The following is a 12,611-nucleotide window of genomic DNA, read 5'->3' on the forward strand; positions in this document are numbered from 1 at the left end:
ATAAAAGCATGGTAGAGCAGCTCGTTTTAACAGGCATTATGCTTACCTTAGTTGGGTGCCTTTTTGGCACCCGCATTAATCCAGCCTGGTTATTTGTAAGCGCTATTGGTACAGGTTATTTAACTGGCCTGATTGACCTTGAAAGCATGCTAGTAAACTACGCAAACCCGTCGCTCATTACTCTTGTGCTATTAGTGCTGGTTTCAATCGCGATTGAAAAAACTACACTCATACAACAGCTTTCCCAATCGTTATCTAAAGGGAGCTTAGTAAAGTCGGTAACAAAGCTTGGTTTATCAACCGCGTTTTTGTCATCATTCACTAATAACACCGCGGTTGTTGCATCGCTTATTACCGCCATAAAAGACAACCCAAATCATTCACCCTCAAAGCTACTCTTACCGCTGTCGTACACTGCTATATTAGGCGGCACCATTACACTTATTGGTACATCAACCAATTTAATAGTGAACGGCTTTGCTGTGGATGCCGGCATAGCACCACTTGGCTTTTTTGATTTTACCTTAATAGGCATTGGCGCATTAAGTGTGGGCCTTGTTACTATTTTAGTGATGCTCAAATACCTGCCCGACAACGGCAAAAACGCGCAAGAGGTTATTCCCTTTTATTTAGAGGGTAAAGTGCAGGCAGGCTCTAAGCTTATTGGCCGTACCGTAGAAGAAAACGGCCTACGCGAATTAAAAGATTTATTCCTCGCCGAAATTATTCGTGGCGATGAGCGTATATACGCAGTAACACCTCAGCAAATTATTAGACAAAACGACGTACTACTGTTTGTTGGCGACATTAAATCTGTTCCCTTATTAAGGCGCTTTGACGGATTAAAAGTGGTGCACGACAACCACGAAAAAGACATAGAACACCTAGTGGAAGTAGTGGTAAGTCAATCCTCTAAATTTATTGGCAAAACCGTAAAAGAAGCCCGTTTTAGAGAGCAGTTTCATGCTGCGGTTATTGCCATTCGCCGCGGGCACGATCGCTTACAAGGCGGCCTTGGGCAAGTGCAATTGCAAGCTGGCGACTCTTTAATACTCGCCCCAGGTAAAAACTTTTATTCTTTACCTAATCTAAACCGCGAATTTGTGTATATATCGGGGTTTGATTTACAAACACACTTAAAACCTAAGCAATCTAATATTGTATTGGCAGGCTTTGCTGCGGTATTAGGGTTAAGCATTGTAGGTATAGTCCCCTTAGTAAAAGGCCTACTGGTGTTACTTATTGGCTTACTGCTTAGCGGCACAGTTAAACTAAGCGAAGTAAAACGTCGTTTTCCCATTGAACTACTTGCCGTCGTAGGCAGTGCCATAGGGCTTGCTAAATTAATGATAGAAACCGGACTTGCCGGGCAAATATCAAGCGCTCTATTTATGGTATTAGGCGATTTTGGCCCGTATGGCGCGTTTATCGCCATATTTTTGTTGACCGTATTATTCACCGAACTTATTACTAATAATGCCGCAGCTGCGCTTTCATTCCCTGTGGCTTACTCGCTAGCCGTGGGTTTTAATGTAGATCCGCTACCCTTTATTATGGCGGTAGCGTTTGGCGCATCGGCCAGTTTTATATCGCCATTTGGGTATCAAACAAACCTTATGGTTTATAGTGCGGGCAACTACCGCTTAAAAGATTACATAACAATGGGCTTGCCCCTTTCTATTATTTATTCAATCACGGTATTAACCCTGATCCCGCTCGTATTTCCGTTTTAATACGGGCGCTTAAAGTACAAGAGACTCACCACTATGGATGAAAATATTGTTTGGCATAACTACGCAACCACTAAGTCACAGCGTAGTGAGCAAAAAAAGCATAAACCGGCTATTTTATGGTTTACCGGTTTTTCTGGCTCTGGCAAAAGCACTGTAGCGAATGCACTAGAAGCCGCGCTTAACCAACAAGGCGCGCACACCTACTTGCTTGACGGCGACAACGTACGCCACGGCCTATGTAAAGACTTAGGCTTTAGCGACGAAGATCGTATTGAAAACATACGCCGCGTTGGCGAAACCGCAAAACTAATGACCGATGCAGGCTTATTAGTGCTTACTGCGTTTATTTCACCATTTAGAGCAGAGCGCGACATGGTGCGTAACCTTGTCGACGACGGCGAGTTTATTGAAGTATTTATAGATACCCCGCTTGATGTATGTGAAAGCCGCGATCCTAAAGGCTTATACAAAAAAGCCCGCGCAGGAGAGATAAAACACTTTACTGGCATCGACTCAAGCTACGAAATCCCAAGCAACCCAGAAATAATTTTAGATACCAGTAAAAACACCCTAGACCAATCGGTTACACAACTGATAACGTATCTAAAACAAAAGCATATTATAGGTTAACCCCAATGAACCAAACCGAGCTACTAGAAGAAACCCTCATCCTTGCCCGCAAAGCAGGCCAAGCCATAATGGGGATTTACGAAAAGGACTTTAACGTTGAATACAAAGCCGATGAAAGCCCAGTAACCGACGCCGACTTAGCAGCTCATAAAGTGATTGTGGCAGGGTTAAAACAGCTCACCCCCGACACACCTATACTTAGCGAAGAAAGCGCTGATATAAGCTGGGATATTCGTCAAACATGGAAAAGCTACTGGTTAGTAGACCCCATCGACGGCACTAAAGAGTTTATTAAAAAGAACGGCGAATTTACCGTAAACATAGCGCTTATCGAAAACGGTAAACCTGTACTGGCTGTAGTTGATGCGCCTGCACTTGGCGTATCGTACCTTGCAAGCGATGCCATTGGTGCGTTTAAAGACAAAGGCGATGAGCGCATTGAGCTTAAAGTAACTACCAAGCCTAATAAAGGCCTAATACGTGTTGTAGGCAGCCGCTCGCACCCATCACCTGATTTAGCCGAGTTTGTAAAACGCTTTGACGACGTTGAAATGGTGTCAAAAGGCAGCTCACTAAAATTATGTTTAGTGGCCGAAGGCAGCGCCGATATTTACCCACGCTTAGGCCCAACGTGTGAATGGGATACGGGCGCAGGCCATGCAATCGCCGAAATAGCCGGTGCCAAAGTGACTAAGCTTGATGGCAGCCCGCTTATTTATAACACCAAAGATGAGTACTTAAATCCGTATTTTGTAGTGAGTGCGATAGAAGAGTAAGAGCAGTTTTGAGTGGTTAGCTATCAGTTGTCAGCAAGACAAGTGATAGCTTTAGCCCTGTATATTATCAATAGGTGACCACTACACATCGAGGAGACTATTTTTTATTGTAAAGCGCTTGTTGTATGCTTTAGTCAGCAAGCTTATTTCTGTATCTTCGCAACTTTCTTAATAAGTGTTCAGGATCTTCGTCTGAGCCTTTAGCTCTCAAATATTCTTCGGCTACTTCATATTGCGAACGTTTTTTCTTACTAATAGCTTCCATAGATAACGTCATTTCTAAAAGTTTAACGTCTTGCTTTTTTGCTTCTCGCCCAGAAAAGTTTCCAATGCCTTTAATGGGCTTTCCATAAAATGATTCTTCAAGATCAACTTTACCCGCTTGTAACATATACACCTCATAAATCTCTGATATTTTTAGAAGTAACTCAGGTGGTGGGTAAATCCCAAATTCCATAAAATATGCAAGTTTACCAAGTGGATTTTCCGACTCTAAAGGTCGCTCTCTTTCTAAATTTAACTCACTATAAAAGTGCTTATTAAGGTACCCCCACGCGTCCTCTAAATCATTAATAGTTTGCTCATTAATATCTAGATATTTACTCTTCATAGCCAACCTTTAAAATATTAATGTAAAAATGAGAGCAGTAACTATGCTACCTAATATATTTAAAGCTAATATACCACTTGGTTGCTCATACCACTTTATTGAATTATTACTCATATTATTGCTCCTTAATTAGTTTGAAAATTATTATTGATTAAATAAATCCAATAAGTAAGGACACTCAAGCTTCTAGATATCCGTTATCACACCAACTTAGACTAAAATTTGAAAAACTATAACTAAAATAAAGTAAGAATTGACGGAAGCTATGAAATGTGGGGCTTCACTTCGCTCGGGCAAACCTACGATTTGATATAAAACCTAATTTATAAAATACTGCTCTATAGTTGGGTTTTATTACTTTAGGTCTTGTTTTGAGTTTATGGCTAACGGCAAAAAGAAAGTTCTACCCCTTCTACATCCTTAACGATTTTGCTGGGCGATAAAAGCAAGCGAGTGCTGGTTGAATAAGTCAGGGCGGTCTACGTTACAAACATGGCCACATTGGTGAATAGTTTGCAGTACGCTATTTTTATGGCGTTTTACCATGTCTTTAACAGGACCAAGGAACATATGATCTTCTTTACCCATAATGTAAAGGATAGGTATATCAATGTCTTTTTCTTTGAAGTACTGCATTAAGGGGTTTACGTCCATGGCTAATTTAAACCACTTTATAAACTCTTTTTGGCATAAGCGTTTTGCTTCGCGAACAAACAAAAGTCGAGATTCTTTATGGCGCTTTTTGGGCATCATAATAAAAGCAAATAAACGATACAGCCACATATAAGGCAAGAAGTGTTTAAACGTATTCCCTAAATAAACCAGTGTATTACTGCGCGTATTAAAGCGAGTAACCGCTCCACCTAGCACCATACTAGAAACATATTGCGGCGCAATTTCAGCAATATTGCGAATAAGAATAGTGCCCAATGATATGCCAACAAAGTGTGCGCTAGGGATATTGTTATGATCTAACACATCGATAATGTCTTTAGAGACCTTATTAAACGAATAATTATTATCTACAAAGTTTTGTACTAAGTTATTTGATTTACCGTGCCCACGTAAATCGAGCAGCAATACATTATATTCTTTTTTATAGGCTTTAAGCTGACGAAACCAAATTGCCGAACTCCCCCCTGCGCCATGCACAAATACAACCCATGTTTTACTGGTATCGTGCGGGAAAGTAGTATGAAAAAGAATGTCTTTGCTCATTGCAGTTAGCGGCCTGTTTACTTCGTTTGGCATATTTAATTGCAGGAAGTATAACGGAGTTTAGTATAAACCTCCTATGAAGTTCGGCTCAATGGCTGCTACTTAGCAGATTTTGTGAGCAAGCTTTGATATTAGTTGGAACCAATAAAAATGGCGCCCCTATTTTTACGTTATTACAACCGCCTATTTTTGCTTTAACGCTTGAATAACACTATGGGCGTGTTGGGTTTCGCTTCGCTCTACCCAACCTACAAACTGTGCTGGTTAGCATATTTGTTTAATTTTACAGCGCTGTTTCGTATTCATGACACTTTTGCTGCAACGGCGTCTAATTAATTAGTCTACAAAATGCCACAAAACATGAAACTTTTAGCTAAAAACTATATTCTTGCGCGCGATTATTATTTAAATAATGGATGAGCACACACATGACACCATCACAAGATGCAACGCTTTCAAATGCATCACAAACAGGTGAACACACACCTACTTCTAAATGGAACCTGCACGATACGCAGTGGACGTTAAGCCTTTTTGGTACCGCCGTTGGCGCGGGCATTTTATTTTTACCTATTAATATTGGTATTGGGGGTTTTTGGCCACTAATTATTTTAGCCTGTTTAGCCTTTCCAATGACCTTTTTAGCACACCGTGGCTTGGCCCGCTTTGTGTTGTCGTCTAAAAACAAAGATTCAGATTTTACTGATGTTGTTGAGGAGCACTTTGGTGTAACGGCAGGTAGGTTAATCTCTTTATTATACTTTTTATCTATATTTCCCATTTTGCTTATTTACGGCGTAGGCTTAACCAATACCGTAGACAGCTTTATGGTTAACCAAATGGGCCTTGAGTCACCTTCTCGCGTGTTGCTTTCGGGTGTATTAGTTGCCGGTATGATTAGCCTAATGATGGGCGGCGAGCGCTTAATGCTTCGCGCGTTCGCTATTTTGGTGTATCCGCTTGTGGGTATTTTATTTTGCTTATCGCTTTATTTAATACCCAGCTGGCAAATGCCAGATATGAGCCTCCCAGAGGCAGGCAGCTTTACTAAAACGCTGTGGTTATCTATTCCTATCATTGTGTTTTCGTTTAGCCATGCGGCGGCTATTTCAAGCTTTGTGAACGTGCAGCGTGGGCATTATGGCGATCAGGCCACTAATAAGGCTGAGGCTATTTTAAAGCGCACTAGCTTACTGCTTATTGTATTTGTACTGCTGTTTGTGTTTTCGTGCGTGCTTTCGCTTACTAGCGAGCAAATGGCTACTGCTAAAGCCGCGAACGTATCGATTTTATCTTACCTTGCTAATATTACTAGTAATTCGTATATCGCGACTCTTGGCCCGCTGGTTGCCTTTATTGCGATTACGTCATCCTTTTTAGGGCACTTTTTAGGTGCACGCGAAAGCTTTACCGGTTTGGTAACTAAGCAAACAAGCTTAAGTGCAAAAGCAGCCGACAAAATTGGCGTACTTATTATGTTTTTTGCTATTTGGTTTTGCGCGGTTAAAAACCCAAGCATTTTAGACATGATGGATCAGCTCTCTGGCCCTATCATTGCGATGATTTTATTTATTATGCCTATGATTGCCGTGTACAAAGTGCCTGCGCTGAGTAAATACCGCAACCGCTTAAGTACCTTGTTTGTACTTGCTGTGGGCTCACTGGCCGTATGTGCGCTTATTTACAGCATGCTTAATTAAGCGAATTGCTATAAATACCCCCATTAAAAATGGCGCTCATTGAGCGCCATTTTTTATACAATTAAATTGCTTTAAACTGTTTATTCTGCGTCTGGTAGGTTACGACCGTAGAATATTTCCTGCATTTCGCGGGTTAGCTTAGAGCGAATTTCTTCTTCTTCTTCATCCGACAACTCATCAGTCGATAGGCCGAACAAGTAAGTGTTTAAGTCGGTTTCTTTTAACATCATTTTAGTGTGGAACAGGTTTTCTTGATACACATTCACGTCCATCATTTGGTACGCTTCTTTGGTATCTTCTGTCATGAAGTTTTGAATCGAGTTAATAGCGTGATCAATGTAGTGCTTAACGCCGTTTACGTCGCGAGTAAAACCACGTACACGGTAGTCAATAGTTACTACGTCTGACTCTAGGCTATGAATTAAGAAGTTTAACGCTTTAAGTGGCGAAATAATGCCACAGGTAGATACTTCAATATCAGCACGGAATGTACAAATGCCATCATCAGGGTGCGCTTCTGGGTAGGTATGTACACAAATGTGGCTTTTATCTAGGTGCGCAACAACAGAATCGGGTAATGGGCCTGGCGCTTCGTCAGCATCGTAATTCTGCTGCTCTTCTACCGGCTCTTCAGACACCAAAATAGTCACACTTGCGCCTTGTGGTTCATAATCTTGGCGCGCCACATTTAAAATGTTAGCACCAATAATATCAACAACATCACCTAGTATGTCGGTTAGTCTATCTGCACTGTACTGCTCGTCGATATATTCAATATATTCTTTACGCTGTTGCTCGGTCTTTGCGTAGCAAATGTCGTAAATACTAAAGCTTAAACTTTTGGTTAAATTATTAAAGCCATGAAGTTTAAGTTTATCGAAGGGTTTGTTCATGATAAACCAACCTATAAATTAGTGAAATCTGCACCTGCAGAATGAAAAGTTCGCGGATTTTATACGAATTTTCCTCACGGAAAAAGCGTTATTTTCCCTGTTCTTGCACAACTTCGTGGCTGTGGGTAATTTCTACTGTTTTATCAAGCATTAAAGCAACAGAACAATACTTTTCAGCAGAGAGAGAAACCGCCCTCGCAAGGTGTTTTTCCGATACATTATTGCCTGTAACAACAAAGTGTAAGTTAATTTTAGTAAATACACGAGGCGCTGTTTCGGCGCGCTCAGAGCTTAGCTGCACTTGCACATCCGAAAAATCCTGTTTGGCTTTTTTTAAAATACTTACAACATCTACCGACGAGCAACAGCCAACCGACATAAGTACCATTTCCATAGGGCTTGGTGCAGCGCTATCGCTACCAGCATCAAAAACGACATTGTGATTAGAATTAGAACGGCCAATAAAGGTGTCGCCTTCAACCCATTTTACATTTGCTTGCATGTGATTATCTCTAAAAAAAGTTTTATTGATTGTATAACAATCTGCAACGATACGTGAACGCTGAGATTAAATTTAGTGGTGTTATTAATAAGGCGAGAAGTAATAGGAGCGCAGCAATTAGGTCGCACTGCGCTGTGTTAACGGGTAACGTTAAGCGGTTTGTGTGACCGCGTTATCAAATAGATTTTTAATAAGCCCAGCAAACTCGTCTATAAATGCGTGCTGTTCAACCGTAACGGGCTGAGAGGTTATGCTGCTTAGTACTTCTTGTAAGTCGTAAACAATACCGTCTACCTCGCGCACTATTTGGCTGCGTTGCTCGGTATTAAGGTTTGTGTGTTGCTCACAAATTAGCATCACGTTTTGCGCTATAACGTCTTCTATGAGTTCCATAACGGTTGGCGCACCGGGTTTGATTTCGCCTGGCTTCTCAAATAACGCTAAATTTTGAGTTAGATACATGATCAAGTCATCGTACCCTTGCCTGTCTAAAACCATTGTGATTTTCACCTTTGAATAACTAATTGCATAGATTTAAGCAGAAAGCGCCACTAATTACTAGCTTTGCACGATACCAATACAAAAAAAGCAGCCTAAGCTGCTTTTCTCATTCTTTATAACTACAAATAGAATAGTAATTAATCTATTTTTAAGCCTGGGCTTAGTGTTGCTGGCATCGTTACTTTTTCAAGCTCTACCGAGGCAACAGGGTATGCGCAGTAGTCGGCTGCATAATATGCGCTGGCTCTGTGGTTACCCGATGCGCCAATACCACCAAATGGGGCTGCACTTGATGCGCCTGTAATTGGGCGGTTCCAGTTAACAATACCGGCACGAATACGACGTAAAAAGTGATTGTAGTCGGCTTCGCTGTCGCTTAATAAACCTGCTGATAAACCAAAGCTGGTGTCGTTTGCTTTATCAATTGCGTGGTCAAAGTCATCAAAGCGGAACACTTTTAATAATGGGCCAAAGTGCTCTTCATCTGGGAAGTTGCTAATTGCTGAACACTCAATAATACCCGGTGTTACAAAGCCTGTATTGGCTGTGTGCTCAAGCTCTACTAGTACTTCACCGCCAAGTTCAACCAACTCATTTTGTGCTTTAACCATGCCTGCTGCAGCCGCAGATGAGATCATAGAGCCCATGAATGGTTGGTCTTCATCATCGTAGTTGCCGACTTTTATGGCTTTAGTAGCCGTAATAAGGCTTGCTAAAATGTCATCGCCTTGTTGGCCTTTAGGTAAAAATACTTTACGTGCACAGGTACAACGTTGGCCGCTTGAAATAAACGCCGATTGAATAATATCGTGTACCGCGGCTTTAGTATCTGCCACATCTTTAATAATTAGTGGGTTATTACCACCCATTTCAAGCGCTAAAATTTTACCTGGCTGGCCTGCAAACTGCTCATGTAAAATATGACCCGTGCGCGAAGAACCGGTAAAGAATAAACCATCAATGCCTTTATGCGCAGCAAGGGCTTTACCTGTTTCTACTTCACCTTGAACAAGGTTAATTACACCGGCAGGTAAACCCGCTTTTTCCCATAGTTTAAGGGTAAGCTCAGCAACCATTGGCGTAAGCTCAGATGGCTTAAATACCACAGTGTTACCGGCTAAAAGCGCTGGCACAATGTGGCCATTTGGTAAGTGCCCAGGGAAGTTATATGGGCCAAATACAGCCACTACACCGTGTGGTTTATGGCGGATCATCGCACGCCCCACTGGCATAGCGTTTTCAACGTCGCCGGTGCGCTCTAAAAATGCTTTTTCAGAAATGGCAATTTTACCTACCATAGCGCCCGCTTCTGTACGCGTTTCCCAAAGCGGCTTACCCGTTTCTTGAGCAATCGCTACAGCAAGTTCTTCGCTGTGCTCTTTAAGGGTTGCCGCAAAGGTTTTTACTACCTCTAGGCGCTCATTAAAGCTTTTATCAGCCCAGCTGTAAAATGCTTCGCGCGCTGCATTAACCGCGCTATCTACTTGCTCTGCAGTCGCTGAAGATGCCTGCCAAATAACGTCGTTATTTGCAGGGTTTACTGAATTAAATGCATTGCCTTGGCCTGGTGACCACTGACCATTAATAAATTGTGCAGGATGAGTCATTATACTTTCTCCTTAATTAAACTGGGGTTGCGCTTACGGTGTCGCCCGATTGAAGCTGTAGGGCATCGGCTATTGCTTGCGATAAAATAAGGCTGCTTGCACGCTCATCAAAGCTAAGCGCTGCAACCGTTGCACGGTAGTTTTCTAACTCGCCGTTAGCGAGCAGTACCATGGTATCGCCTGACGCTTCGCCTATTTCTACTTTAAAGTCTTTCGCATTACGAATTGTGGCAATGTTATCTACTTTTGCTTCTACTGTTGGACCAGCATCAAAAATATCGACGTAACCATTGAAGGTAAAACCTTCATTTTTTAATAGCTCAATAGCTGGGCGCGTGTTGTCGTGTACTTTACCAATCACCGCTTGCGCATCTTTGCTTAGCAAGTTTACGTAAATTGGGTATTTTGGCATTAGCTCAGCAATAAACACTTTTTGGCCTATACCTGTTAGGTAATCGGCGGTTGGAAAGTCCATTGAAAAAAAGTGCTCTTCTAGCCACTGCCAAAACGGGCTGCTGCCATTTTCGTCAGACACGCCACGCATTTCTGCTATTACTGTTTGTGCAAAACGCTGCTCATGTTGTTTTATAAACATAAAGCGCGCTTTTGAAAGAAGTTTACCGTTACAGTTTTTACGGTATCCATCTTTCAAAAATAAGGTACATAGTTCTGTCGCGCCGGTGTAGTCGTTACATAGGGTTAAAATATCAACCGCTTTGTATACATCGAGCGTGCGTGATGAGTGAATTACTTTACTTAAGTGGTAATGATAAAACGCATCATCAAGCCCTACTGCAGCTTCAATAGCTGAAGTACCCACTACTTCACCGGTTTCGGTATCTTCAAGAACAAACAGGTAGCCTTCGTCACCAGGTTGTGACGTTTGTTTAGCAAATGAACTTACAGAATGGTCAATTTTCTTTTGCAGTAACTCTTCGTTTAACGGCAAAGATGTAAAACCATGGCCCGATTCGTGGGCAATTTTTAATAACGCTGCGTAATCATTTTGCTGGATTGGGCGAAGGATCATCATGAGTCCGCTTGCTCCCTTATCAATAACGGTAAATAGAATATGCAGGGCAAGCAGGCTTGCCCTTAATAAGGTGGTTTAACGCGTTTAAGCGTTTACTACGCTTGCGACTGCTTTTTCAAAACGCACCATACCTTCGCGAATATCCGCTTCGGTGATTACTAACGATGGCGTAAAGCGTACTACATCGGCACCCGCTACAAGCGACATAAGTCCTTGCTCGGTAGCTGCTACTAAAAACTCTTTTGCACGGCCTTTGTATTGCTCGTTAACGGCTGCACCAATTAATAAACCTTGGCCACGAATTTCGCTAAATACATTGTATTTTTCGTTTACCGCGTTAAGAAGCTCGTTAAATAATGCCGCTTTTTCTTTTACGCCCGCTAGAACTTCAGGGGTATTTACAGTATCAAATGCGGCTTCAGCTACGGCACACGCCAGTGGGTTACCACCGTAAGTAGAACCATGAGTACCTACTTTTAAGTGCTGTGCAATCTCGGTAGTAGTTAGCATAGCGCCAATTGGGAAACCGCCGCCAAGAGCTTTAGCTGATGTTAAAATATCAGGCACTACGTTTAAACCTTGGTATGCGTATAGCTCACCAGTACGGCCAACACCTGTTTGTACTTCATCAAAAATAAGTAGTGCATTGTGTTTAGTACATAGTTCACGAACGCCTTGTGCAAATTCGTCAGTTGGCGAAATAATACCGCCTTCACCTTGCAGTGGCTCCATCATTACTGCACATGTTTTGTCGCTAATTAGCGCTTCAAATGCAGCTAGGTCGTTGTAATCACAATGTACGATGTCGCCAGGCTTAGGACCAAAACCATCTGAGTATGCAGCTTGGCCGCCTACGGTTACGGTAAAGAAAGTACGACCGTGAAAGCCTTTGTTAAATGAAATAATTTGTGATTTTTCAGCACCAAATTTATCCAGTGCAAAACGACGTGCTAATTTAAGTGCCGCTTCGTTTGCTTCTGCGCCCGAGTTTGCAAAGTAAACTTTTTCTGCAAAGGTCGCATCGACCATTTTTTTAGCTAAACGTAGCGCAGGCTCGTTAGTCATTACATTTGATAGGTGCCAAATTTTTTCGCCTTGCTCTTTTAACGCACCTACTAATGCAGGGTGGCAATGGCCAAGACAGTTAACAGCAATACCACCGGCAAAGTCGATAAATTCTTTACCTTGTTGATCCCATACGCGAGAGCCTTCGCCTCGAACAGGAATAACGCTTGAAGGCGCGTAGTTAGGAACCATTACGTGATCAAATAATTCGCGATTTACTGTCATTTTTTTTCCTCTTAATTGTGAGCAACACAAAACATCAAAATAGGTGTTTGGTTATAAATGTAACCAAGATATTTACGCACTAAATAGCAAAAGGTTGAGCGTAAAACTGCCTTGTGGT

General features: G+C 42.0%; 12 protein-coding genes. 4 read left to right on the top strand and 8 right to left on the bottom strand.

All coding sequences use genetic code 11. The annotated features are described in order from the left end of the window. The first annotated feature begins 8 nt into the window (after positions 1-8). From CWC17_RS03595 to cysQ, 3 genes are read left to right on the top strand one after another with little or no spacing between them, the layout of a single operon-like run. Positions 9-1,733, top strand: a complete 1,725-nt coding sequence (locus tag CWC17_RS03595; RefSeq protein WP_138612098.1) for an SLC13 family permease — start codon at positions 9-11, stop codon at positions 1,731-1,733. Positions 1,734-1,766: 33 nt separating this feature from the next. Further along, positions 1,767-2,363, top strand: a complete 597-nt coding sequence (cysC, locus tag CWC17_RS03600; RefSeq protein ID WP_138612099.1) for an adenylyl-sulfate kinase — start codon at positions 1,767-1,769, stop codon at positions 2,361-2,363. Between the two features lie 5 nt (positions 2,364-2,368). Continuing rightward, complete coding sequence (gene cysQ, locus CWC17_RS03605; protein ID WP_138612100.1) at positions 2,369-3,139, top strand: 3'(2'),5'-bisphosphate nucleotidase CysQ; 771 nt, start codon at positions 2,369-2,371, stop codon at positions 3,137-3,139. A gap of 130 nt (positions 3,140-3,269) precedes the next feature. Here the strand turns inward: cysQ and CWC17_RS03610 are convergent, their stop codons facing one another. Together CWC17_RS03610 and CWC17_RS03615 are read right to left on the bottom strand one after the other, a co-directional pair. Further along, positions 3,270-3,749 carry a hypothetical protein gene (locus tag CWC17_RS03610; RefSeq protein WP_138612101.1) on the bottom strand — a complete coding sequence of 160 codons (480 nt, stop codon included), beginning with the start codon at positions 3,747-3,749 and terminating at the stop codon, positions 3,270-3,272. A 420-nt stretch (positions 3,750-4,169) separates the two neighbouring features. Further along, entirely contained in the window at positions 4,170-4,967 is a 798-nt protein-coding gene (locus tag CWC17_RS03615; protein ID WP_138612133.1) for an alpha/beta fold hydrolase, read from the bottom strand. A 428-nt stretch (positions 4,968-5,395) separates the two neighbouring features. Between CWC17_RS03615 and CWC17_RS03620 the strand changes: the two genes are divergently transcribed. Further along, positions 5,396-6,667, top strand: a complete 1,272-nt coding sequence (locus CWC17_RS03620; RefSeq protein WP_055019520.1) for an aromatic amino acid transport family protein — start codon at positions 5,396-5,398, stop codon at positions 6,665-6,667. A gap of 80 nt (positions 6,668-6,747) precedes the next feature. Here the strand turns inward: CWC17_RS03620 and speD are convergent, their stop codons facing one another. From speD to CWC17_RS03650, 6 genes are all read right to left on the bottom strand, one after another. After that, a complete protein-coding gene (gene speD, locus CWC17_RS03625) occupies positions 6,748-7,560 on the bottom strand; it encodes an adenosylmethionine decarboxylase (protein ID WP_004588193.1) in 813 nt (270 codons plus the stop codon). Positions 7,561-7,648: 88 nt separating this feature from the next. Further along, the gene (locus tag CWC17_RS03630) at positions 7,649-8,062 is read right to left on the bottom strand and encodes an OsmC family protein (protein ID WP_138612102.1); all 414 of its coding nucleotides are present in this window, start codon (positions 8,060-8,062) and stop codon (positions 7,649-7,651) included. A gap of 150 nt (positions 8,063-8,212) precedes the next feature. Beyond that, on the bottom strand, positions 8,213-8,560 hold the full coding sequence (locus CWC17_RS03635) for a DUF3802 family protein (protein WP_055015599.1): 348 nt from the start codon (positions 8,558-8,560) through the stop codon (positions 8,213-8,215). Between the two features lie 140 nt (positions 8,561-8,700). Continuing rightward, positions 8,701-10,170 (bottom strand): succinylglutamate-semialdehyde dehydrogenase, encoded by a 1,470-nt coding sequence (gene astD / locus CWC17_RS03640; RefSeq protein WP_138541491.1) that lies wholly within the window; start codon positions 10,168-10,170, stop codon positions 8,701-8,703. A 16-nt stretch (positions 10,171-10,186) separates the two neighbouring features. Then, positions 10,187-11,203, bottom strand: coding sequence for an arginine N-succinyltransferase (gene astA, locus CWC17_RS03645; protein WP_055015601.1), 1,017 nt, complete (start codon positions 11,201-11,203; stop codon positions 10,187-10,189). A gap of 84 nt (positions 11,204-11,287) precedes the next feature. After that, positions 11,288-12,493, bottom strand: coding sequence for an aspartate aminotransferase family protein (locus tag CWC17_RS03650; protein WP_055015602.1), 1,206 nt, complete (start codon positions 12,491-12,493; stop codon positions 11,288-11,290). Between the last annotated feature and the right edge of the window lie 118 nt (positions 12,494-12,611).

The sequence above is a fragment of the Pseudoalteromonas sp. S3785 genome (assembly GCF_005887365.1).
In the GTDB taxonomy this organism is placed as follows: Bacteria; Pseudomonadota; Gammaproteobacteria; order Enterobacterales; family Alteromonadaceae; genus Pseudoalteromonas.